The sequence below is a fragment of the Sphingomonas sp. UYP23 genome (assembly GCF_054059235.1).
This window is the reverse complement of record NZ_JBSSBX010000001.1, coordinates 1,501,822-1,525,231: the sequence shown is the minus strand read 5'-3', so window position 1 is coordinate 1,525,231 and position 23,410 is coordinate 1,501,822. Positions and strand designations below refer to the sequence as shown.

Here is a 23,410-nt window from a genome sequence, read left to right as displayed (position 1 = left end):
GCTCTCACGCCTTCGCCCGTCTGCGATCCAGCGGTGTCAGCAGGTGGCGCGCGCGGATCTCGTCCGCGTCGAGTTCCTTCTCGAGCGCGTTGAGGATCTCGTTGTCGAGCTCGCCTGCGCCATAGAGCCGGATCAATTCCTTGCGACCGGCAGCGGCCGCTGCAAGCAGTGTGTCGAAGTGGTCCGTCCGGACCTGATCCAGCGCACCGCCGGCGTCGGCGGAGCGGCGGATCGCTCCGAGGCGGAACTGCAGCTGTTCGATCAGCCGCGGATGCCGGTGCGTGCCGTCCTCGTTCGCCGACATCGCCTGGACCGCGGCGAGCTGCGCCGAGACCACATGCTCGCGCGCCTGCGTTTCGGAAAGCGTGGTGCGAGGCGTGGGGTCCGCCTGGTCGAAACGCAGCCACCGGATGAGCGGGGCGAGCGTCGTCCCCTGCACGACGACGGTGACGAGGATGACCGCGAACGTCGCGAGCAGGATGAAGTCGCGGCCAGGAAATCCGACCGGCAGCGCCAACGCGGCCGCCAGGCTCACCACGCCGCGCATGCCCGACCAGCTCATGACCAGCGGGATCCGGAACGGCGGATAGGGATCGCGGCGGCGGAGCGACGGGGAGATCGCGCGCATGCCGTAGGTGACGGGCACGATCCACAGAAAGCGCGACACGATCACCGCGAGGACGATCGCGCCGACCTGCAGCATCGTCTCATGCGAGGTGATCGCATCGACCGATAGGCGTGCGAGGACGCTGCGCAGGGAAAGGCCGATCAGGATGAAGACCAGGCTTTCGAGGAGGAAGCCGATCACCCGCCACACCGCCCGCGACTGGAAGCGCTGTTCCGCATCGAGCAGGGCGTGCTGCCGCCAGCCCATGATGATCCCGCAGCAGACCGTCGCCAGCACGCCCGACACGTGGAGCGACTCACCAAGGATGTAGGATCCCCATGCGGCCAGGAAGCTCGCGGTGACCCCGAGCTCGCCGTCTAGGTAGCGTCCGGTCAAGGTGCTCGCGGCGAACCCGCAGGCGATGCCGACGAACACGCCACCGATGATCAACGCGAAGAAGCTGCCCGCCGCATCCGAACTGCTGAACGCGCCGGTCAACGCGGCCACCACCGCCATCCGGTAGAGCACCAGTCCCGTCGCGTCGTTGAGCAGGCTTTCGCCCTCGAGCAGCGTGATCGTGCGGGCGGGCAGTGCGAGACCGTGCAGCACCGCCTTCGCCGCGACGGCATCGGGCGGGGAAACGATGGCGCCGAGAGCGAAGCAGGCCGCGAGCGGCAGGCCCGGCAGCACGAGATGCGCGATCCAGCCGACGGCGAAGGTCGTGAAGATCACCGCGCCGATCGCGAGCTGCAGGATGATGCGCAGGTCGGCCCTGAACGCGCGCCAGTCGGTCAGGTACGCGCTCAGCAGAAGCAGGGGCGGCAGGAACAGCACGAGCACCAGATCCGGGTCGAGCTCGATCGACGGCATGCCGGGGACGATCGCGAGCAGGAGGCCACCCACGATCAGCGCGCCGGCGGGCGGAAGCCGGAACCGGCGCGCGACGAGCGTCAGGACGATGCACGCCGCCATCAGAAGCAGGATGACCTCGAAGCGATGCGCCATCGTCACAGCGCATTCGCCGCGATTTGGCCCGTGTCGGGGCCGACCAGTGCCCGCGGGGGATCTAAGCGGAAGCCCGTCATTTGACCGCGAGGAATTCGGTTAGGAAGCGCAGCGTCTCGACCGGCCTCTCCTCGGCGATGAAATGTCCGCTCCCTTCGACACGATAGGTACTGGATCCGGGTGCCGCGACGTCCAACTGCGCTTTCAGGCGCTTGTAACCGGGGCCGCCGAGTCCGAGGACCGGCATTGTGAGCGGACCGTAGGTGGCATCGTCCGCCACGTCCTGACCGAAAGCCTGATACCAGGCGTTTCCGGTCCGCGTGCCTTCACGGGTGGAATAGGCCGCTGCGTAGACCGCCCGGTCGCGTGCATCGATCGCGGCCTCGTCCTTCGCCATGTAGTGGAAGAACCAGGCCTGCTCGATGCCGGCGCGGCCCTCGAGGAGCTGCTCGGGCAATCCCTTCACCTGATGGAAGGCGAACCACCAGAGGTAGACATGGTCCTCATCGGCCTTGTCGCCGAAGGTGCCGGGCTCGGGGAGGAGCTTCAGGCTGAAATAGCCCGCCGAGGGATGCCCGACGTCGAGAAGGACCAAGTGCGCGACCTGATCCGGATGGTTCGCCGCGAGGCTGAACGCGACCATCGCGCCGATGTCGTGGCCGACCACGTCGACCTTCCCGAAACCGAGCTGATGCGCGAGCGCGGAAAGATCGCCCGCCATCGTCTTCTTGTCATAACCGCCGGCAGGATGTCCGGAGCCACCCATCCCGCGCAGATCGATCGCGAAGACGCGGTGCGTCCGGGCCAGTTCCGGCATGATCTTGTGATAGGACCACCACGTCTCCGGCCATCCGGGCAGCAGGAAGACCGGACTGCCCTTGCCGCCGACGACGTAGTGCAGCCGAACTCCATCGACGAGCGCGGTGGAATTGGAGAAGCCGGGCAGCGTCCGTACGAGCGCGGCGTCCGACACCGACGACGTGGACGGCGTCGCGGCGGCGGCTCCGGTGAACGCCGATAGGATCAGCGCGGATGCCGTACGTATGAAGCGTGCGTGCACGATGCCTCCTGCGATCGGGAATAAGGGGCGGCTCCACACGCCGCATCGAACCAATCTACACACCGGGCAAACCGCCATCAATCATACATGATGGTTAGACGGTCATATCGGTGGCTAGCTATGCGGAGCCCTGGTCGGCTCGTAATGTCCGAGCCTGACTCGTCGGCTACAAGCATTACGAGCCTAATGAATGAGGCGGGCAGCGGCGGGGCGCCCCTCCGATAGAGGGAGCGGGTCAGAGTGCCGCTGCGCCGCCGGAAATACGATTGAATAGCAGCCGAGGAGACGCCCCCTCGCCACGACCTCCTTGCGACCGACCCGCCGCCCATCCTTCCACCGACGAGAGTTTTCATGTGATGGTTGACCTCACGATCAACGACAAGGTCCACTCGGTCGACGTGCCCGGCGACATGCCGCTGCTTTGGGTGCTGCGTGACGTCGTCGGTCTGACCGGAACCAAGTTCGGCTGCGGCATCGCCCAGTGCGGTGCTTGCACCGTCCATCTCGACGGACAGCCGGTCCGATCGTGCCAGCTCCCCGTCAGTCGCATCGGATCGAGCAAGGTCTTGACGATCGAAGCCATCGGCGAGACGCCGGCGGGGCACCGCATCCAGCAGGCCTGGCTCGACAAGGAGGTCGTGCAGTGCGGCTACTGCCAGTCCGGGCAGATCATGTCCGCGACCGCTCTGCTGCGGACGGTCCCGCATCCGGATGACGCCGACATCGATGCGGCCATGGCGGGCAACATCTGCCGGTGCGGCACATACGTCCGGATCCGTGAAGCCATCAAGCTCGCAGCGGCGGCGGTCTGATGCGCGCCGTGGCAGCCAGCACATCCATGTCCCGTCGCTCGCTGCTGAAGGCGGGCGCGCTCGCTGGCGGGGGCCTCCTGCTCGGCGTAAGCCTGGACGGCAGGGGCGCCACCGCGTCGGCGACATCCGTCGGGGCGCTCAACGCCTTCATCCGCATCGACCTATCGGGCGCGGTCACGATGACCATGCCGTCGGTCGAGATGGGCCAGGGAGCCTACACGTCGGTGGCGATGCTCCTGGCGGAGGAACTCGACGTCGGCCTCGACCAGGTGACGGTCGAGCATGCGCCGACCGACGCGAAGGACTATGCAAACCCCGCCTTCCGTACGCAAATGACGGGCGGATCGACGACGATCATGGCCTGGTACCTGCCACTGCGGACGGCCGGAGCCAGGGCCCGGTCGATGCTCGTCGAAGCAGCCGCTCGCCGCTGGTCGCTACCGCCGTCGGCCCTGACGACCAAGGCCGGCAAGGTCGTGCATCAGGCGTCCGGGCGCTCGCTCGACTACGGCGCGCTGGCGGACGCGGCGGCGAGGATCACGCTTTCCGGCGATCCGGTGCTCAAGGCGAGCAGGGACTTCACCCTCATCGGAACGCCTGCCAAACGCGTCGACACGCCCGACAAGGTCAACGGAAAGGCCGTTTACGGGATCGACGTGATGCTCCCCGGCATGCGCTTCGCGACCTTCGCCAGTTCGCCGGTCCTTGGCGGCAAGGTGCGCAGCGTGGATTCCAAGGTCGCCGCGGGCCTTCCTGGCGTGACACAGATCGTCGTGCTCGACGACATGGTCGCCGTCGTCGCCGACCACATGTGGTCGGCCATGAAGGGGCTCGAGGCGCTGTCGATCGAATGGTCGCCGGGCGCGTTCGCGTCGCTCGACCAGGACGCTCTCTGGGCGGGACAGGAGCGCGCCGCCCTCGGCAAGGGCGTGGTCGCCGAGACGCACGGCGATGCGCCAGGCAATCTCGTCGGCGAGGGACTGTACGAGACCCTGTTCGAGCTGCCCTTCCTCGCCCATGTCGCAATGGAGCCGATGAACTGCACCGTGCATGTGCATGACGGTCAATGCGAAGTCTGGGTCGGCACGCAGGTCATGGGCAAGGCGCAGGATGTCGCAGCCAAGGAGGCCGGGGTCGATGTGGCCCGCGTTACCATCAACAACCATCTCATCGGGGGTGGCTTCGGCCGTCGCCTCGAAGTGGACGGCATCGCCAAGGCGGTGCGCATCGCACGTCACGTCGAGGGACCAGTCAAGATCGTCTGGTCGCGCGAAGAGGACGTTCGGCAGGACTACTTCCGTCCGCTCTACCATCTGCGCACCCGCGCCAAGGTCGAGGGCGGCGTGGTGAAGGCCTGGCACCACCGGATCACCGGCCCGTCGATCCTCGCGCGCTTCCTTCCTGCCGCCGTGTCGAAGGGCGTCGACGTCGACGCCGTCGATGGCGCGGTCGAGACGGCGTACGACTTCCCGAACACGCTGGTCGAATTCGTGCGCGCTGAGATACCTGCGGTGCCGATCTCGTTCTGGCGGGGCGTGGGACCGAACGCGAACGTCTTCGCGACCGAGGGCATGCTCGACAAGATCGCACACGATCTGAAGGTCGATCCGGTTGTGCTGCGCCGCCGGATGGTCAACGCGAAGCCGCGCGCCCGTGCCGTACTCGAACTGGCAGTCGCGAAATCGGCCTGGTCCGCGCCGCTTCCCGTCGCAGCCGCCGGCCTGCGCACCGGGCGGGGCATCGCGTTGATGGCCGCATTCGGATCCTTTGTTGCAACCGTGGCCGAGGTCGAGGTCGCCGATGATGGCGAGGTGTGGGTGCGCAGGCTGGTCGTCGCCGCCGATGTCGGCGCGATCGTGAACCCCGACACGCTGGAGGCCCAGATGCAGGGCGGCAGCGTCTTCGGACTCGCGGCGATCCTCCACGGTGAGATCACCATCGAGAGCGGCCGCGTGAAGCAGAGCAACTTCCACGACTACCGCGTCACCCGCATCGACGAGATGCCGACGATCGAATGCCACATGGTGCGCAACGACGAGAAGCCGGGCGGCATCGGGGAGCCGGCGACCGTCGCAGCCCAGGCCGCGATCGCCAACGCCGTCTTCGCGGCGACCGGCGTGCAGCTCTCTCGGATGCCGATCAACCGCGCTCTGATCGCAAGAGACGCGGCATGAAGATCGTGCGCAGACTGGCCCTGAGCGTCGCGGTCATCGCGGCTCTGGCGATCGCGTTCACCGCTTGGCTCACCTTCCAGCCGAGCCCGACCGGCTTCGCCGGTGGAACGCACATCGCGCTGTCCGAATACACGCTGTCCTCGCCGACGGGCCTCCCTCGCGACGTCTCGCTCACCGGCGCGGTCGCCCGCGGCGTATATGTGACGCGCATGGCCGACTGTGAAGCCTGCCACACCGCCAAGGGCGGAACACCGTTCTCGGGAGGGCGCGCGTTCAAGCTGCCGTTCGGGACGATATATACGCCAAACCTGACGCCAGACGGCGAGACCGGCATAGGTCGTTGGACCGATGCCGAGTTCGTTCGCGCGGTGCATCGCGGGATCGGGCGCGACGGCAAGCGGCTATATCCCGCCTTCCCCTATGGCTCCTACGCGATGATGACCGACGCGGATGTCCTCGCCATCAAAGCCTATCTGTTCTCGCTGAAGCCCGTGCACGCCCCGACAGCGCCGAACACGTTCGTCTTCCCGTTCAACCAGCGCTGGCTGATGATCTTCTGGTCCACCCTGTTCAATAGGACCGGCGAATTCCAACCGACGGGCGAACGAAGCCCGGCGTGGAACCGAGGCGCCTATCTCGTCGAGGCGACTGGCCATTGCGCCGAGTGCCATACGCCGCGCAACGTGATGCAGGCGATGGACCAGCGCCAAAAGTTCGCTGGCGGGCAGGCCGAAGGCTGGAACGCCTACAACATCTCCGGCGACGCGAAGACGGGCGTCGGCGCGTGGAGCCAGGGCGACATCGCCTCGTACCTGTCCACCGGCCATGCGCAGGGCCGCGGGACCGCGTCCGGCCCGATGGCGGAAGTCGTGTCGCTCAGCACCAGTCACCTGTCGCCCAGCGACATCAGAGCGATCGCCCTCTATCTGAAGAGCGTTCCCGGACAGCACAGCGCGAACCTGAGCGACACGCTGGCCGGTGCGGCACCGGCATCCCCCCGGGCGGGCCGCCTGGGCGATCCGGCTGGAAAACGCATCTTCGAAGGCGCGTGTGCGAGCTGTCACAGCTGGACCGGCGCCGGCGCGCTCGTCTCCCAGGCCGACCTCACCGGGTCGCGCGCGGTCAACGACCCCTCGGCCGTCAACGTGGCCCAGATGATCCTGTCGGGCACGGGTCCGCAGCGTGCGGGGCGGCCCTACATGCCCGCGTTCGGCGCGGCCTACAGCGACCGCGAGATCGCGGACACGGCGAACTTCGTCACCACCCGCTTCGGGTCGCACCCCTCCCACGTCGACGCCAAGGACGTCGCCCGACTGCGGGGAGCGAACTGATGCGTCGGACGCGGCAATGATCACCCTGCATCACCTGAACCACTCGCGTTCGACCCGCATCCTCTGGCTGCTGGAGGAGATCGGCACGCCCTATGACGTCGTCTGGCACGAGCGGCTTCCGGGCTTCCGCGCACCCGACGCACTGAAGGGCATTCATCCGTCCGGCAAGGCTCCACTCCTCGTGGACGACGCGCTCGTGATCGCCGAGTCCGGCGTGATCCTGTCCTATCTCGACGAGACCTATGCCGGCGGTCGGTTCACGCCGGAGGCGACGGCGAGCAGACTGGCCCATGCCGAGTGGATGTGGTTCGCCGAGAGCGGCGCGAGCCAGCCGCTCATGACCATGCTCTATGCAGGGATGACCGAGGGGTTGTCCGGCGTGTTCGGCCAGATCGCCGTCCGCGACGCCGATGCGGCGCTCGGCACGATCGACCGGGCGATCACCGGTCGGTACCTGTTCGAAGAGTCGCTTACGCTCGCCGATGTCCAGATGAGCTACACCTTGGAACTCGCGAACCATCTAGGCCTGCTGAGCCTCCATCCGAACCTCGGTGCCTATCTCGACCGCCTCAAAGCGAGACCCGCCCTGCGGCGGGCGATCGAGGTGGGGGGACCCATGATGCCGGTCAGTCCGACACCGCCTAATTGACATCAAGCCTTACTGTCATCATGTATCATGCCGAGGAGTTCCCATGAACCCGACCCCATATTCGACAGCGCTCATCATCGGTGCCGGCAGCGGTATCAGCGCTGCAGCCGCACGGGCGTTCCGATCGGCAGGCATGACCATCGCCTTGGCTGCGCGAAACGCCGCCAAGCTGGAACCACTCGCGGAGGAGTTGGGCGGCCGTGCCTTCGCGGCGGATGCATCCGACCCGGCTCAGGTCGAGGCGCTGTTCGCGAACGTCGACGCCGCGATCGGCGTCCCCGACGTCGTGCTCTACAATGCCGGGGCCCGGGCGCCCGGGGCGCTCGTCGATCTCGATCCCGAGGACGTTCGGCGGGCAATCGAAGTCGGTGCCTTCGGTGGATTCCTCGCAGTTCAGCAGGCGGCGAGGCGAATGGTACCGCGGGGAAAGGGCGCCATCCTGCTAACCGGCGCCTCGGCGAGCGTGAAGGGCTTCCCGCTCTCCGCCGCCTTCGGGATGGCCAAGTTCGCGCTGCGCGGCCTCGCGCAGAGCGCCGCGCGCGAGCTCGGCCCCAAGGGCATACACGTCTCCCACTTCATCATCGACGGCGGGGTTCGGTCGCCCGGTGGCAACGACGATGCCCGCCTAGCACCCGAAAGCATCGCTTCGACCTTCCTCCACGTGCTCGGACAGACCCGGGACGCATGGACCCAGGAGATCGACCTGCGCCCGTCCGTCGAGCGCTTCTGACCTTTCCTCCAACCAACAAAGCGAGACCATCATGACCGACATCAACTACGGCGCAGGCCACACCGCTCTTCTCATCGTGGATCCGTACAACGACTTCATGACCGAAGGCGGCAAGCTCTATGGTGCGATCAAGGAGACCGCGGACGCGTCCGGGCTGTTCGAGAACATGCGCAAGCTGATCCCGGCGTTCCGCGCCGCCGGCGTGAAGGTGTTCATCGTTCCGCACCACCGGTCGCGCAAGGACGACTTCCACGACTGGCAGCATCCCAACATGTTCCAGGTGCAGAACATCCCAACCATGGCGTTCGCCGAAGGTGAATGGGGCGGTGAGTTCAACGCGGAGTTCGGTCCGCAGGAGGGCGACGTGATCGTCAAGGAGCATTGGGCGCAGAGCGGCTTCGCGAACACCGATCTCGACGCGCTGCTCAAGCAGCACGGCATCAAGGAGATCGTGCTGGTCGGCCTTATCGCGAACAGCTGCATCGAGTCGACCGCACGGTTCGGCATGGAGCTCGGCTACCACGTCACGATCGTCCCGGACGCCCAGGCGGCGTTCAATCCGGAGGGCATGGTGGCCGCCGCGACGAACGCTCCGATGTTCGCTCACGCGATTCTCAAGACCGATGAAGTCCTCGCACGCCTCGGCTGATACGACGCGGCATGGTCCGCGACGGTCGCTCGGCGACCGTCGCGGACGTGTGTCCGACGATGTTCTGAACCAAGCCTATGGCGTGTGGACCATGACGCTCGAGCCCGCGCTGACCGGGGCGTCCGCGAGGGCCGCGACGACGCCGGCTGTCGGCATCCCAACAGCGTCAGGCCTCGCGGAAGCCCTCGCGCAGACCCGACGAGACCTCGCGCAGGATCTCGTCGGACAGCTCGGGATCGTTCACCGCGCGCGACAGGATGAGGCCGCCCACCAGGGAGGCGGTCAGACGGATCGCGTCACGGCGGGCCGTGCGCGGCTTCTGCCAGGGGAAGCGCGTCGTCACCTTGTCGAGAAAGGAATGGATGAAGCGTGTCATCGCCCCTTGCGCCATGGGCTCGCGACCGACGTCCGACGCCAGCGCCGACATGAGGCAGCCACTGCCCGGGTCATCGCGATGCTCGACGCTCAGGTACGTGTCGACATACGCCTTCTTGCCCGCGACCGTCGCCTCCGTGGCGTCGATGTCGGCGAGCGACTTCGCGGCACCGTGCACGATGCAGGAACTCACCAGCGCGTTCTTGGATTCGAAGTGATTGTAGAACGACCCGTGAGTGAGCCCCGCCGCCTTCATGATCTCGGCGATGTTGACGCCATCGAAACCTCGATCCCGAAAAAGGCGGGTCGCCTGATCAAGTATCCGCTGGTGCTTCTCTGCCGTCTCGGCCGCCGGGTAACGCACTGTCATTATCCTTCATGCGAAATTCGCGCGCCCAACCATCTAGGTGGCCTTGTCCGGTTCGGCAAACCCATACCTTGTAACCGTCATGTTTGAAATAGGTTGCTTCGAAAGCCTCCTTGGCGCCGCGCGGCAGCGGGCTGGCATCTTTCCGCGGTGGCTTCCGGTCCCGGCTGCATCCTCGCGATGACGGCCTCCACACCCTTCTTCAGCGAACAGCGCTGGGAGTTCGCCCCGCACGAGCGCTCCCCGCTGCCCGGCGGCCCCGCGACGCCAGACCACCCGCTCAACCGCAGATTGCTGTTCGGTGCAATCGGGATCCTCATCGGCGTGACCGGCGGGCTCGGAATCGCCCTCATCCAGATCAACCTGCAGTATCTGCAGGGATCGCTCGGCCTCTATCAGGAGGAGATCGCCTGGCTGCCGGCGATCTACGTCATGACGAACGTGCCGACAGGCATGATCCTCATCAAATACAGGCAGCAGTTCGGGCTGCGGTCGTTCGCACTAATCTTCCTGGCGATCTACTGCCTGCTGGCGCTCGGCCACCTGCTGGTCACCGGCTTCTGGGCGGCGGTCGCGGTCCGCGGCGCCAGCGGCATCGCGGGTTCGGCGCTCACCACGCTTGGACTCGTCTACCTGATCCAGGCGTTTCCGGCGCCGATGCGTCTGAAGGGCATCGCCGTCGGCATCTCGGTGCCACAGCTGGCGTATCCGATCGCCCGCCTGTTCTCGACCGATCTGCTGGCATTCGACCAGTGGCGCACCCTTTCCCTGTTCGAATTCGGGCTGGCGATGCTGTGCTTCGCCGCGATCGCGCTCGTCCGCTTGCCGCCGGCGGTGCGGGAGACCGCGTTCGAGCGGCTCGACATCGCGACCTGCGTGCTCTTCACGATCGGCATGGCGCTGCTCTGCGCCGTCCTCGCGCTCGGACGCTGGGTCTGGTGGACCGACACGGCCTGGATCGGCTGGGCGCTCGCCGGCTGCCTGCCACTGTTCGGCGCCGTCTTCCTTCTGGAGTACCACAGGGCCAACCCGATCATCGACTTCCGCTGGCTGGGCACGCTCAACTTCCTCCGGTTCGTGATCATCGGCGTCGTCGCGCGCATCGTGCTTTCGGAGCAGACCTACGGCTCGGTGGGCCTGCTCAGCGTGCTCGGCCTCACCAACGATCAGCTCTTCCTGTTCTCGGTGCTGACCGTCCTCGCATCGATAGCCGGCGTGATCGTCGGCGCGATGATGGTCGGCCCGGGGCATCTCACGCAGCCGATAGCGCTCGCGATCGGACTGGTCGCTGTGGCGGCGTGGTTCGATTCGGGTTCGACCAGCCTGACGCGACCCGACCAGCTCTACCTCACGCAGATGCTGATCGCCTTCTCGACGACGCTCTACATCGGCCCGGCGATCCTGGTGGGCTTCGCGCAGGTGATCGCGCAGGGCGGCAAGAAGCTGACGAGTTTCATTGTGCTGTTCGCCGCCACCCAGTCGATCGGCGGACTGATCGGCACCGCCCTGCTCAGCACCTACGAGGTCTACCGCGAGAAGCAGCATTCGTTCGACATCGTGCAGCATCTGAACGCGACCGATCCGCTAACCGCGCAGACGCTCGCGCAGAACGGCAATGCGGTCTCAGGAGCTCTGCTCGATCCGAGCATCCGCGGAGCGACGGGACTCTCCGCGCTTAGCCAGCGCGTCGCGATCGAGGCGAACGTGCTCGCCTTCGACGACGTGTTCGGCCTCGTCGCCATCATGGCCGCGGCCACGACGCTCTTCCTCTTCGCGCTGCTGATCTACCGACGACGCGAGGCGCGCATCGCAGCGCAGGCGATCCCCCAGTCCGGACACATCGCATGACAGACACCGCACTGCACGGACATGCTCCGGCGCCGACGCCGGCACCTCTACCAGCCGCCCCGGCGCCTCCGGTCGCGTCGGGCTGGCAGCCCGTAAAGAACAGCAGGCGCGTGATCGTCATCGTCGCGATCGTCGTGCTCGCGGGCGTGCTCGCGGTCCTGGCGGCATGGCGGCTGCCCCCGTTCGACAGCGCGGTCCAACGTACCGAGAACGCCTATGTGCGGGGCCAGACCACCATCATCAGTCCGCAGGTCAGTGGCTACGTCTCGCGCGTGCTTGTGCAGGACTACGAACTCGTCCGCGCCGGACAGCCGCTCGTGCAGATCGACGACCGCATCTACCGCCAGCGGGTCGAGCAGGCGCAGGCGCAGCTGGACGCCGCGCGCGCGGCGCTTGCGAACAGCGTGCAGAGTCTCGCCTCGCGCCAAGCCGCGCGCACATCCGCGCAGGCGGCGATCGGCAACGCGCAGGCCCAGCTTTCGCGGGCGCAGGCCGATCAGCACCGCGCCGACGACCTCGTGCGCGACGGATCGCTCTCTGTTCGGGAGGTCGACCAGACCCGGGCAGCGCTGCGACAGGCCGAGGCGTCGCTGTCGCAGGCAAATGCGGCGCGCGACAGCGCCAACCAAGACGTGGTCGCGGTCGGCGTCAATCGCGGCAGTCTTCGCGCGGCCGTCGAGGGCGCGCAGGCCGCCGTCCATGCGGCGCAGATCGACCTCGAGCACACGACGATCCTCGCCCCCGAGGCAGGCAGGCTGGGCGATGTCGGCGTACGCAACGGTCAGTATGTGACCAACGGCACGCAGCTCGTCTTCCTCGTTCCCGACCGGCTCTGGGTGATCGCCAACTTCAAGGAGGCTCAGACCGCCCGGATGGCACCCGGACAGAAGGCGTGGTTCACCGTCGACGCCCTCGAGGACGAGCGGGTCGAGGGGCATGTCGAACGCATCGCGCCGGCGGCCGGATCGGAGTTCGCGGTCATCAAGTCCGACAACGCCACGGGCAACTTCACCAAGGTGGCGCAGCGCATCTCCGTCAGGATCTCGGTCGATAGCGGACAGCGGCTCGCCGCCAAGCTGCGGCCGGGGATGTCGGTCGAGGCGCGGGTCGACACCGGCGGAGCTGCGCGCCCGTGAGCGCGAAAGTCCTCCCTCGCATCAAGTGGATGGCGGCCGGCTTCGCCGCGCTCGCTCTGGCGGGGTGCGTCGGAACGCGCCCGGCCGCTCCGGTCGCTTCGGCCGTAGCAGCCCCTGCTGGCTGGAGAACCTCGTTCGGACCGACCGCTCCGATCGAGGCGGACTGGTGGAAGGGTTTCGGCGATCCGGTCCTCACCGCACTGGTCAAGCGCGCGCTCGCCCACAATCCCGACATCGACGTCGCAGCATCGCGGGTGGCGGAGGCCCGCGCGCTTGCGCGGCTCGCGCGCGCGCAGCAGGCGCCGCTCGTGACCGTCGGCGCCGGCGCCGGCGAGGCCCGGACGGTCGTGCTCGGCCAAGGCGTCGACGCCCTGGCCGCTGCGCCGCAAGCATCGGCCTCTTACGATCTGGACCTGTTCGGACGTCTGTCGCAGGCATCGGCCAGCGCGCGGGCGACCCTGCTCGCCACGCAGGACGCCCGGGACGCCGTCGCGCTGGCCGTCGCGAGCACGGCCGCATCCGGCTACATCGCGCTGCTCGGCTTGGACGAACGCGTCGTGACGACCAGGTCCACGCTCGACGCCCGGGCGGATGCGTTGGCGCTCGCGCGTCGTCGGGCGAAGGCCGGATACACCTCGCAGCTCGAGCTCGCCCAGGCCGAGGCCGAGTACCGCGCGGCCGAGCAGCTCGTGCCGGCGGCGGAGCTGGCGGTCACGCGCCAGGAGAACGCGCTTTCGATCCTCGTCGGCGACCCGCCGCGCGCGATCGACCGCGGTGCGCGCCTCGCCGCACTGAGGACTCCGGCGATCCCGGACGGTCTGCCGGCGAGCCTGCTGCGCCGACGCCCCGACATCGCCTCGGCGGAGGCGACCCTGGTCGCGACCGACCGAACCCTGGACAGCTCGCGCGCCGCACTCCTCCCGAACATCTCGCTGACTGGTTCCGGTGGGCTCGCGCTGTCGACTGCGCTCGCCAATCCGATCACCCTTTTCTCGGCGGGTGCCAGCATCCTGTCTCCGTTGTTCGACGGCGGGCGTCTGCGCGCGCAGGTGGACGCGAGCGCGGCCCGGCGCGATCAGGCGGCTTTCAGCTACAAGCGGACGGCGCTCGGCGCCTTCCGCGAGGTGGAGGACGGGCTCGCCACGTTCGACCGCCTCGGCGAGCAGCAAGTGGCCGTCTCCCAACAGGTCACCGCACTGCAGACCAGTCTGCGGATATCCACCAACCGCTACCGCGAGGGCTACGCGCCCTACCTCGACCAGCTCGATGCCCAGCGCGGGCTGCTGACCGCCCAGCTGGTCGCGATCCAGATCGAGACGGACAGGTTAAACGCCGTCGTCACCCTCTACCAGGCGATGGGCGGCGGCTGGGAACAGGGCGGAATCGCCCAGCAATCACCACCATCCAGCACACGGACATCGCCATGACCACACCGATCAACATCCTGCTCCAAACCACGATCGAGACCGCCGAGGACGACTGGCACATCGGCCGCTTCTCGCTGCTGCGCGAGCATCTGGCGTCGCTGCGATCAAGCGATGGTGATGCGCTCTTCAACGTGACCGCGCGGGACCGTGGTCCGGTCGGGACGCCCGATCCGGTCCTCTCCACGCTCGACAAGTCCGAGTTCGACGAGCTGTGGTTGTTCGCGGTGGATGTGGGCAACGGACTCGAGAATGCCGACCGCGAGGCGATCCTGCGATTCCACGGTCAGGGCGGCGGTCTGATGATCACCCGCGATCACATGGATCTGGGGTGCTCCATCTGTCAGCTCGGGGGCGTAGGCGCGGCCCACATCTTCCACACCCACAACATCGATGCCGCCAAACTGCCGGGTCCCGACGACCTGGGCACGCCCGACATCCTGTGGCCGAACTTCCACTCAGGCGCGAACGGCGACTTCCAGAACATCGCTCCCGAAGGGCCGGTCCACCCGGTGCTGCGCGACCCGGATGCGCGCGAACGGGCGCTGCGCTATCTGCCGTCGCATCCGCACGAGGGCGCGGTGATCGTGCCCGACGGCGAGCCCGGCGCCCGCGTCATAGTGACGGGCGTCAGCAAGACCACGGGCAACCGCTTCAACATCGCGGTCGCGTTCGAGCCATCGGGCCTGATCGGTCCTGCGCTCGCCGAATCCACCTTCCATCACTTCGCGGACTACAATTGGGATCCGTCCAAGGGTTCGCCGACCTTCGTCTCGGAAGCGCCGGGTGACCGTCTCGCCCACTCGCCCGAGGCGCAGGCCTCGGTCCGGCACTACGTCTCCAACCTGGCACTTTGGCTCGGGGGGCAGCTGGCGCCAGTCGGCTGACGCCATCTGCGCCACTTCCAACCACGGAGAAGGCATCGGTGATGCGCTCCATTGATCATACGCAGAGGAAATCCCACGATGAAGAGCACCGGACGCGCGACCTGGCAGGGCACATGGAAAGAGGGCCGCGGCATGCTTTCGACCGGCACATCCACCCTGCCTGCCGCACCCTACAGTTTTTCAAGCCGCTTCGAAGGCACGGCGGGCGGAAGTCCGGAAGAACTGCTGGCGGTCGCCGAGGCAGGATGCTTCAACCAGGCGCTGGCGAACAATTTCGGCATGATCGGTCGCGAGGCGGAGTCGATCGACACGGCGGTCGAGATCGAACTGCTAATCACCGACGGGCATCCTACGATCACGACCCTGCACATCATCGTGAAGGCCAAAGCCGCGGGTGTCACGCAGGAGGAATTCGAAAAGTGCGCAGAGCGGGCCCGCACGAACTGCACGATCGCGAAACTGCTGAACAGGGAGCTGACGATGGAGGCGGTTCTGCTGCCATCGTGAGGCCGAATAGGTTCTCGGCAATCAAATGACCGGAAGGCACTAAGACCTGAAGAAGTCGACCCGGACGCCCCTGGCACCTGTTTGAGCCAGGGATCGTCCTGTTCAGGCCGACTTCCGCCTTCAATAACTCATGCGACCGATGCGTATTGCCTCTGGCCGGCATTGTCGGCCCGACATCAGTATCACTCCCGCGGGGCGATGGGATGCGAATAATCGTCTAGAGCAGTGCGAGGTAACGGGGACGCTCGCTTCGCTTTGAAGGTTCATTGAACGCCAAGGAGGTGCGGTGGTCGGAATGACGGTTTTGGGTGAAAAGGAATACGACGATGTCTAGATTTCTCTTACATACGAGACTTTGGGAGCGCTTAACGCGTTCCGCCATGGCGCACTTACAGCTCTTGTACCGCAACGGACCGGCTTCGCGCTCGATTGCCTCACTGAGCCTGAGGGGCAATACCTCCTCGGTCAACCGTCCGCTGACGCAATCCGAGCTGGATTCAGTCGCGCGTCAGACGGCTGAGTTGGATGCAAAGCTCGACGTGCTCTTCGCCGCTCGAACGCCACGTTCGAACTTCGCCACTCGGCGTCGCGAGGCCCACGGGACCGTCTGACCGAGACTGCGGTCTCGTCCACGAGGCCGAACCCATCAGTCTGTTGAGCATCATAGCCGGATAGCTTCCTATTGTCTCGCCACCCAGCTGAGCATTGGTTGGATGGCCTCACGCAATTTCGACCACGTTCTTACCCACGAAGTCTTCTACTAGGACCTGATCGATCTCGCGCGCGATGCCGCGAGTGAGGGCGCGGGGCACGGAGACCGAAAATCCGCGCTTGACCAGGCCGTCGATCGCCCAGCGCACGCAATAGTCCGCGGCCACGCCGATTACGATGGCACTGGTGACACCATCCATCCGAAGCTCGTCAAAGTAGGCATCGCGTCCGATCAGCCCTCTCGCCGGGGTACGCTCGTCCTCCAGCACCAGGCCGGGCTCGGACCACATCGCGAAGACGCCCTTCTCAAGGCGGTACGCCGGGATCGCCGGATCGACTGAGTCTGGCGAGAGCATGTTGCGCCAGCCCGCGGTTTCGCGGACACAGTGGATCGGGAACTCGAGCGCCTCGGCCGAAAACGGGTAGGTCTGGGCGTAGTGCGTGTCGAAGGTGAACACGACGCCGGCCGTCTCCTCGGGGCGGAGCGTGCCGAGCCAGGCGGTCATCGGTGCGATCAGCGCCTCGGCGCCTTCAACCGCGAGCGCGCCATCGGGCAACATGAAGTCCGCCTGGGTGTCGACCACGATCACGACGCTACGCATCTTCAAATCTCCCGAGCCTGATTTCCATATAGGCATTGCGCTCGAGCGCCTATGGCCTCGCTCGTTCCGACGTAAGGATCGACATGGCCGTAACCGACATCGCAACCCGTACGTACGACCATGGCTGGCGGCTGGATCCGATCGTGCGTTCGTTGCTCGATACCGACTTCTACAAGCTGCTGATGCTGCAGATGATCCGCCATCTCCATCCCGACGTCCGCGCCACCTTCTCGCTGATCAACCGCACGCGTTCGGTGCGTCTTGCCGAAGTCGTCGACGAGGCGGCTCTGCGCGCGCAGCTCGATCATGCGCGCACGTTGCGTTTCGCGAAGAAGGAATTGATCTGGCTGGCTGGCAACAGCTTCTACGGCAACCACCGGATGTTCGAACCTGACTTCATCGGCTGGCTCGCCGACTTCCAGTTGCCGCCGTACGAACTGAAGATCATCGATGGGCAGTACGAGCTCAGCTTCGACGGCCCGTGGACGCACACGACGATGTGGGAGATCCCGGCATTGGCGATCCTGAACGAATTGCGGTCTCGCGCAGTGCTGAAGGATCGCGGCCGCTTCGCGCTCGACGTGGTGTACGCCCGCGCCAAGGCGAAGCTCTGGCAGAAGGTCGAGCGACTGCGAGAGCTGCCCGATCTCGTCATATCGGACTTCGGGACCCGGCGCCGTCACGGTTTCCTGTGGCAACGCTGGTGCGTCGAGGCCTTGAAGGAGGGGCTGGGCAGCCGCTTCATCGGCACGTCGAACGTCCTTCTCGCGATGGACAACGATCTGGAGGCGATCGGCACCAATGCGCACGAACTGCCCATGGTCGCGGCCGCTCTGGCCGAGACCGACGCCGGCGTGGCGGCGGCGCCCTACAGGGTGCTCGAGGACTGGCGGGCGCATTATGGCGGCAATCTGCTGATCGCGCTGCCGGACGCCTTCGGCACCACCGCCTTCCTGGCGAACGCGCCGGACTGGCTCGCGGATTGGACCGGCTTTCGTCCCGACAGCGCTCCGCCGATCGCGGGCGGAGAACAGATCATCGCCTGGTGGCACGAGCATGGTCGCGATCCGCGTCAGAAACTGCTGATCTTCTCGGACGGAATGGATACCGACACGATCGTCGAGGCCTATCGGCACTTCGAGGGACGGGTGCGGACGAGCTTCGGCTGGGGGACGAACCTGACGAACGATTTCCGCGGCTGCGACCCGGATGGCGAAGCCGGTCTCGAACCGATCTCGCTCGTCTGCAAGGTCACACGCGTCGACGGTCGACCCGCGGTCAAGCTCTCGGACAACCCGGCAAAGGCGACGGGGGAGGCGGGCGAGATCGCGCGCTACCTCCGCATCTTCGGCGAGGCCGGCCGGGCGGATGCAACCGTCTCCGTCTGATCCGACATGCCCCCAATCGAACACAGAGGTCCACCTCCCGTGGCCGCGTTTGCCGCGAACCTGGAAACAGTTCGCCGTGCGCTCGTTGTCCGGCGGCACAAGAGGAGTGACGCGGTGGCATCGACCAAGACCAGAATCGACCAGAGCGGTTGGGCGAAGTTGGGGCGTGGCCTCGTGGCCGGAGTGGTCGCCGGGGCGGTGGCGTCATTCGCCATGGACCGCTTCCAGGCGGTCACGTCACCGCTGCTGCCCGCCAACGACGGTGATTCAGAACCAGCCACGGAGAAGGCGGCCGACGCGATCGCCAGTCGAACGGGCGGAAGCGCGGTGTCCGACGCCAACAAGCCTCTGGCGGGGCAGGCCGTTCACTACGCCGTCGGTATCGCGTTGGGCGCGGCGTACGGCGTCGCGGCGGAATTCCGGCCCTCGATCACCGCTGGCTACGGTCTGGCCTTCGGCCTCGGGACCGCGACGCTGCTGGATGAAGCGGCCGTGCCGGCGGTGGGTCTGGGCAGCGCCCCCTGGAACGCCGGAATCGCCAGTGAGAACACCGGTAATAAAAGGGGCCATTCATCGGGCGGTAGCACCGGATTAAAAAGGGGCCACTCCTGCTAGACCTTCGCTTTTGTGCGGAGGCGGAGGGTGAAGAGAGTGGAGCTTTATCAGAAGGTTCGCCATGCCGTGATTATTGACGGCATGAGCCGCCGTGCCGCAGCTGCGTATTATGGGATTAATCGCAAGACGGTCGACAAGATGCTGGTTTTTCCGGAGCCGCCGGAGCACGGGCGATGCGGGGTTACGTACAGCCGGAAGCTGTCGGGGTTCACCGAGATCATCGATCAGATATTGACCGATGACCGCACGGTGCATGCCAAGCAGCGGCATACGGGAGGACGGATATTCGAGCGGTTGCGCGATGAGCATGGTTTCACCGGCGGCATTACGATTGTGCGCGATTATGTCGCGGGCGCGAAGTTACGCAGCCGCGAGGTATTCATTCCGCTGAGCCACAGACCGGGCCATGCACAGGTGGACTTTGGTGAGGCGGACGGGATCGTCGGCGGCAAGCTGATACGGTTCCACTATTTCTGCATGGATCTGCCACACAGCGACGCGCCGTTCTTCAAGGCCTATCCGGCCGAGGTGGCCGAGGCGTTTTGTGAGAGCCATGTCGCGGCCTTTGCTTTCTTCGGCGGCATCCCGCGCTCGATCCTATATGATAACACCAAGCTGGCGGTGGCGCAGATACTGGGTGACGGGAAGCGTGAGCGCAGCCGGATGTTCTCGACCCTGCAGAGCCATTACCTGTTCGAAGACAAGTTTGGCCGCCCTGGCAAGGGTAACGACAAGGGCAAGGTCGAAGGGCTGGTCGGTTATGTGCGGCGGCACTTCATGGTGCCGATGCCGGTGGCGGACAGCTTTGATGCCATGAATGCCCGCTTTCTCGAACAATGCGTGGAGCGCAGGCAGTCGGTGCTGCGCGGGCACAGTCAGAGCATCGGTAACAGGCTGACCACCGACCTGGCGGCGTTTATGCCGCTGCCAGCGGTGCCGTTCGATCCTTGCCATATCGTGACAGGGCGCGCCTCGTCGATGTCGCTGGTCCGTTATCGCACCAATGATTACTCGGTGCCAACGGCCTATGCCCACCAGGAGGTGGTGATCAAAGGCTATGTCGATCGGGTCGCGGTAATCTGCCGGGGGGAACAGATCGCGGTGCATCCGCGCAGCTATGAACGCGAAGACTTCATCGCCAACCCGCTGCACTATCTGGCGCTGCTGGAGCAAAAACCGCGCGCGCTTGATCAGGCCGCGCCGCTCGATGGCTGGGTACTGGCCGAGCCGATGCACCGTATTCGCCGGTTGATGGAGGCGCGCAGCGGCAAGGAAGGGCGCCGCGAGTTTATCCAGGTGCTACGGCTATGCGAGCGCTTCGAGCAGTCCCAGGTTGAATGGGCGGTGGCGCGGGCATTGGATTTGGGGGCGATCAGCTTTGATGCGGTAAAGATGATTGCGCTGGCGCGGCTTGAACGGCGGCCACCGCGGCTTGACCTGCAGTTTTATCCGCATCTGCCGCGCGCCGATGTCGGACGCACCGACCCAGGTGCCTATATGGGCTTGCTGTCTCAGGCCAATGCTTCAGCGACAGGAGTACCGGCATGAGCGAACCCCTGATGCCGCTGCCTGCTATGGCGCAGATCCCTACCAGTGTGCCGCCTGCGGTGCTGCTGGCCAACCACCTCAAGGCGCTCAAGCTGCCGACCTTCGTGCGCGAGTATGAGAAGGTTGCCCTTGAAGCCGCGCAGGACCGCGCTGATTATCCGCGCTATCTGCTGCGGCTGTGCGAGCTTGAGCGGATCGACCGTGAACGCCGCATGGTGGAACGCCGCATCCGCATGGCAAAGTTCCCGCACACCAAGAGCTTCGACACCTTCGATTTTGCTGCCCAGCCTTCGCTGAACAAGTCGCTGGTGCTGGAACTGACGCGCGGTGAATGGATCGAACAGCGCCGCAATGTCATCGCGCTGGGGCCCAGCGGCACGGGCAAGACCCATGCCGCCCTCGCGCTTGGCCTTGCTGCCTGTCAGAAGGGCCAAAGCGTGGCGTTCACCACGGCCGCCGCGCTGGTGCATGACCTGATGGAGGCCCGGGATGAGCGGCGATTACGCATTCTTCAGAAGCATCTGGCCTCGGTCAAGCTGCTGATCCTCGACGAGCTGGGCTATGTGCCGTTCACCGCCGTTGGCGGGGAGCTGTTGTTCGAGGTGCTCAGCCAGCGATACGAACGGGGCAGCACGCTGATCACCAGCAATCTGCCGTTCGATGAATGGACGTCGGTGTTCGGCTCCGAACGCCTCACCGGCGCGCTGCTCGACCGGTTGACCCACCACGTCCACATCCTCGAGATGAATGGTGACAGCTTCCGCCTTGCCAGCAGCCGTAAGCGCCAAAAGGACAAGGAGGGTAGCAGGATGACCTGATCCCAAACGGCAATCGGCGTCGGGAAATCGGCTTCCGCTACGCTACAGCCGCTTCCCCGACGCCGATCAAACCCAGCCTCAACCAGAGGCTTTTTGTTTAAACTGACTGGCCCACTTTTAAACCGGTGGCTGGCCCCATTTTATACCGGCGTTGACAGATCGAGCCGTTGAGGACGATCACGCCCCCTTGCGTCATCAGCGGCAGTGCTTTCTGCACGGTAAAGACCAGACCTTTCACGTTAAGGCCGAACGTCGAATCAAAATGGGCTTCTTCGATCGACTCAAGCGGAACGGGCTCGTGCATGCCGGCATTGGCGAACACGACATCGACCTTGCCGTGGTCACGCTCGACGCGCTCGTAGAGCGTCGTAAGGTCGGCGAGGTTCGTGACGTCACCCTGTACGCCGACCGCACCGTGACCGATCTGGCTGACCGCCTGATCGAGCACGGCCTGACGCCGCGCGCTGATGTACACGCACGCTCCCTCCTGCGCGAAGAGCTGCGCGGATGCCAACCCGATGCCGTCACTGCCGCCGGTAATCACCACGACCTTGTCTTCGAACCGCTTCGTCATCATATCACCCTTTCAAGCAAGTGGAGGTTTACTCCACTTTACATATGGAGGTTACCTCCACTTGGCAAGTGAGGAAGAAAAAATTGATCGAGGCTGGCTTACGTGTCGACGCGGAACGGAACCGCCAACGCATTCTCACCGCGGCAGAGGAAGTGTTTCTTGAACGAGGTGCAGGAGTCCCGCTGGAGGAAGTGGCCAAGCGAGCGAAGGTCGGGATCGGGACACTCTATCGCCGTTTCCCGACGCGAGAGGCGCTTTTGGCGGCCACCAGCAACGAGCGATTTCAGTCGGTTGCGGAGACGAGCCGCGAACGAGACGCGGATCATGATCCCGGAGATGCGATGCGCCAGTTTCTTGAGGATCTCTCGACGAACACGAGCGTCTATCGAAGCCTTGCCGCTTCGCTAGGGACTGTCATTCAACATGGCACGCCTGGATGTACTGCTATTACCGCAGAAGGGCAGCGACTGCTTCGCCGAACGCAGGAAGCCGGTATCATTCGTGGGGACGCCAGCTTCGACGACATCATCTGTGTGGTGAGTGCGATATCCATTGCGGTCGAAAAGGACAGCGCACCGGCGGTGCGTATTGCTCATCTGGTGGATCTGCTCCTCAACGGCATGTGCGTGCGTTGACGAGTTCGGTGATCCTGTCTTATCCCCGCTTCGTACTCGATCCTCCCGTCGACAGCGACGTTTCCAAGCTCTTGCAGCCGAGACGGTGAATTGACCTTGAGCCGATCCAGGTTCCCGAAAACGAAGGGCACTCGTGACAGTCAGCGCCGTCTTACAAGGATCGAAAAAAGAGAACGTGACAGAACTCTCGAAACTCATAGGTGGTGGTCAGACGGTGCATGAAAGCGGGGGATACTGGGCATGAAGATGATCGGCCTGATCGGAGGTATGAGCTGGGAAAGTTCTGCCGAATATTACCGCATCCTCAATGAGGGCGTACGGGATCGGCTCGGCCCGACCGCATCGGCCCGCTGCCTCCTGTGGTCGTTCAATTTCGCGGAAATCGAGGACTTGCAGCACAGGGGCGATTGGCCGGGCCTGACAACGCGCATGGTCGATGCGGCACGACGTCTCGAAGCCGGGGGTGCGGACGTGCTGCTGATCTGCACCAACACCATGCACCGCATGGCAGCCGACGTTCAGGCGGCGGTAGGTGTGCCCTTGCTGCATATCGCCGATCCCACGGCCGAACGCATCAAGGCGGCCGGTTTCAAGAAGGTCGGACTGCTCGGCACCGCATTCACGATGGAACACGCCTTCTACAAAGGAAGGCTGACCGATCAGCATGGTCTCAACGTCGTCGTCCCGGACGACGAAGACCGCACTACCGTTCATCGTATCATCTATGAGGAGTTGGTCGCTGGTAAGATTTTGCCGGCATCGCGTGATGCTTACCGCGCGGTCATTGCCCGCCTCGTTGAGAGCGGAGCGGAGGCGGTGATCTTGGGATGCACCGAAATCATGCTGCTGGTTCGGCCGGAAGACAGTCAGGTGCCGATCTTCGACACAACCGCCCTCCATGCAGCAGCGGCGATCGATATGGCTTTGGCTGACTGACCGCGCGCTTCCCAAGGGGATC

Annotated in this window: 22 protein-coding genes; 17 read left to right on the top strand and 5 right to left on the bottom strand. The window is 65.4% G+C overall.

Annotated features, from left to right (window positions below):
* Positions 1–4: 4 nt before the first annotated feature.
* Together ACVWYO_RS07570 and ACVWYO_RS07565 are read right to left on the bottom strand one after the other, a co-directional pair.
* Complete coding sequence (locus ACVWYO_RS07570; RefSeq protein ID WP_457349548.1) at positions 5–1,612, bottom strand: Na+/H+ antiporter; 1,608 nt, start codon at positions 1,610–1,612, stop codon at positions 5–7.
* A gap of 76 nt (positions 1,613–1,688) precedes the next feature.
* Entirely contained in the window at positions 1,689–2,672 is a 984-nt protein-coding gene (locus tag ACVWYO_RS07565; protein ID WP_457349546.1) for an alpha/beta fold hydrolase, read from the bottom strand.
* A gap of 356 nt (positions 2,673–3,028) precedes the next feature.
* Here ACVWYO_RS07565 and ACVWYO_RS07560 point away from each other — a divergent pair, with 356 nt between their 5' ends.
* From ACVWYO_RS07560 to ACVWYO_RS07535, 6 genes are read left to right on the top strand one after another with little or no spacing between them, the layout of a single operon-like run.
* Positions 3,029–3,484 carry a (2Fe-2S)-binding protein gene (locus ACVWYO_RS07560; protein ID WP_457349544.1) on the top strand — a complete coding sequence of 152 codons (456 nt, stop codon included), beginning with the start codon at positions 3,029–3,031 and terminating at the stop codon, positions 3,482–3,484.
* A gap of 26 nt (positions 3,485–3,510) precedes the next feature.
* On the top strand, positions 3,511–5,658 hold the full coding sequence (locus ACVWYO_RS07555; protein WP_457349542.1) for a molybdopterin cofactor-binding domain-containing protein: 2,148 nt from the start codon (positions 3,511–3,513) through the stop codon (positions 5,656–5,658).
* Positions 5,655–6,989: a c-type cytochrome gene (locus ACVWYO_RS07550; protein ID WP_457349540.1), complete on the top strand. Its 1,335-nt coding sequence runs from the start codon at positions 5,655–5,657 to the stop codon at positions 6,987–6,989. Before ACVWYO_RS07555 ends, ACVWYO_RS07550 begins: the two co-directional genes overlap by 4 nt.
* A 16-nt stretch (positions 6,990–7,005) precedes the next feature.
* Positions 7,006–7,638, top strand: coding sequence for a glutathione S-transferase family protein (locus tag ACVWYO_RS07545; RefSeq protein WP_457349538.1), 633 nt, complete (start codon positions 7,006–7,008; stop codon positions 7,636–7,638).
* Positions 7,639–7,681: 43 nt separating this feature from the next.
* Positions 7,682–8,368, top strand: coding sequence for an SDR family oxidoreductase (locus ACVWYO_RS07540; RefSeq protein ID WP_457349536.1), 687 nt, complete (start codon positions 7,682–7,684; stop codon positions 8,366–8,368).
* A 31-nt stretch (positions 8,369–8,399) separates the two neighbouring features.
* Positions 8,400–9,017: an isochorismatase family cysteine hydrolase gene (locus ACVWYO_RS07535; RefSeq protein WP_457349534.1), complete on the top strand. Its 618-nt coding sequence runs from the start codon at positions 8,400–8,402 to the stop codon at positions 9,015–9,017.
* A 166-nt stretch (positions 9,018–9,183) separates the two neighbouring features.
* Here ACVWYO_RS07535 and ACVWYO_RS07530 read toward each other — a convergent pair whose 3' ends face one another.
* The gene (locus tag ACVWYO_RS07530; RefSeq protein WP_457349532.1) at positions 9,184–9,756 is read right to left on the bottom strand and encodes a TetR/AcrR family transcriptional regulator; all 573 of its coding nucleotides are present in this window, start codon (positions 9,754–9,756) and stop codon (positions 9,184–9,186) included.
* A 153-nt stretch (positions 9,757–9,909) separates the two neighbouring features.
* Between ACVWYO_RS07530 and ACVWYO_RS07525 the strand changes: the two genes are divergently transcribed.
* The 5 genes from ACVWYO_RS07525 (at position 9,910) to ACVWYO_RS07505 (ending at position 15,561) form a co-directional block, all read left to right on the top strand.
* Positions 9,910–11,607 (top strand): MFS transporter, encoded by a 1,698-nt coding sequence (locus ACVWYO_RS07525; protein ID WP_457349530.1) that lies wholly within the window; start codon positions 9,910–9,912, stop codon positions 11,605–11,607.
* Positions 11,604–12,743 (top strand): HlyD family secretion protein, encoded by a 1,140-nt coding sequence (locus ACVWYO_RS07520; RefSeq protein ID WP_457349528.1) that lies wholly within the window; start codon positions 11,604–11,606, stop codon positions 12,741–12,743. The genes ACVWYO_RS07525 and ACVWYO_RS07520 overlap by 4 nt, the downstream gene beginning before the upstream one ends.
* A gap of 29 nt (positions 12,744–12,772) precedes the next feature.
* Positions 12,773–14,170: an efflux transporter outer membrane subunit gene (locus ACVWYO_RS07515; protein WP_457349526.1), complete on the top strand. Its 1,398-nt coding sequence runs from the start codon at positions 12,773–12,775 to the stop codon at positions 14,168–14,170.
* Positions 14,167–15,054 (top strand): hypothetical protein, encoded by an 888-nt coding sequence (locus ACVWYO_RS07510; RefSeq protein ID WP_457349524.1) that lies wholly within the window; start codon positions 14,167–14,169, stop codon positions 15,052–15,054. The genes ACVWYO_RS07515 and ACVWYO_RS07510 overlap by 4 nt, the downstream gene beginning before the upstream one ends.
* Positions 15,055–15,132: 78 nt before the next feature.
* Positions 15,133–15,561: an OsmC family peroxiredoxin gene (locus ACVWYO_RS07505; RefSeq protein ID WP_457349522.1), complete on the top strand. Its 429-nt coding sequence runs from the start codon at positions 15,133–15,135 to the stop codon at positions 15,559–15,561.
* A gap of 719 nt (positions 15,562–16,280) precedes the next feature.
* Here the strand turns inward: ACVWYO_RS07505 and ACVWYO_RS07500 are convergent.
* Positions 16,281–16,874: a cysteine hydrolase gene (locus ACVWYO_RS07500; RefSeq protein ID WP_457349520.1), complete on the bottom strand. Its 594-nt coding sequence runs from the start codon at positions 16,872–16,874 to the stop codon at positions 16,281–16,283.
* A gap of 83 nt (positions 16,875–16,957) precedes the next feature.
* Between ACVWYO_RS07500 and pncB the strand changes: the two genes are divergently transcribed.
* The 4 genes from pncB (at position 16,958) to istB (ending at position 21,243) form a co-directional block, all read left to right on the top strand.
* Positions 16,958–18,262, top strand: coding sequence for a nicotinate phosphoribosyltransferase (gene pncB, locus ACVWYO_RS07495; protein WP_457349518.1), 1,305 nt, complete (start codon positions 16,958–16,960; stop codon positions 18,260–18,262).
* A gap of 114 nt (positions 18,263–18,376) precedes the next feature.
* The gene (locus tag ACVWYO_RS07490) at positions 18,377–18,877 is read left to right on the top strand and encodes a DUF1440 domain-containing protein (RefSeq protein WP_457349516.1); all 501 of its coding nucleotides are present in this window, start codon (positions 18,377–18,379) and stop codon (positions 18,875–18,877) included.
* A 27-nt stretch (positions 18,878–18,904) separates the two neighbouring features.
* Complete coding sequence (gene istA, locus ACVWYO_RS07485) at positions 18,905–20,425, top strand: IS21 family transposase (protein ID WP_457349514.1); 1,521 nt, start codon at positions 18,905–18,907, stop codon at positions 20,423–20,425.
* Between the two features lie 11 nt (positions 20,426–20,436).
* The gene (gene istB, locus ACVWYO_RS07480) at positions 20,437–21,243 is read left to right on the top strand and encodes an IS21-like element helper ATPase IstB (protein WP_457354905.1); all 807 of its coding nucleotides are present in this window, start codon (positions 20,437–20,439) and stop codon (positions 21,241–21,243) included.
* Positions 21,244–21,340: 97 nt separating this feature from the next.
* On the opposite strand, the gene ACVWYO_RS07475 is transcribed toward istB, so the two are convergent.
* Entirely contained in the window at positions 21,341–21,817 is a 477-nt protein-coding gene (locus ACVWYO_RS07475; RefSeq protein ID WP_457349512.1) for an SDR family NAD(P)-dependent oxidoreductase, read from the bottom strand.
* Between the two features lie 83 nt (positions 21,818–21,900).
* Between ACVWYO_RS07475 and ACVWYO_RS07470 the strand changes: the two genes are divergently transcribed.
* Positions 21,901–22,452, top strand: a complete 552-nt coding sequence (locus ACVWYO_RS07470; RefSeq protein WP_457349510.1) for a TetR/AcrR family transcriptional regulator — start codon at positions 21,901–21,903, stop codon at positions 22,450–22,452.
* Between the two features lie 240 nt (positions 22,453–22,692).
* The gene (locus ACVWYO_RS07465; RefSeq protein ID WP_457349508.1) at positions 22,693–23,388 is read left to right on the top strand and encodes an aspartate/glutamate racemase family protein; all 696 of its coding nucleotides are present in this window, start codon (positions 22,693–22,695) and stop codon (positions 23,386–23,388) included.
* The last annotated feature ends 22 nt before the right edge of the window (positions 23,389–23,410 follow it).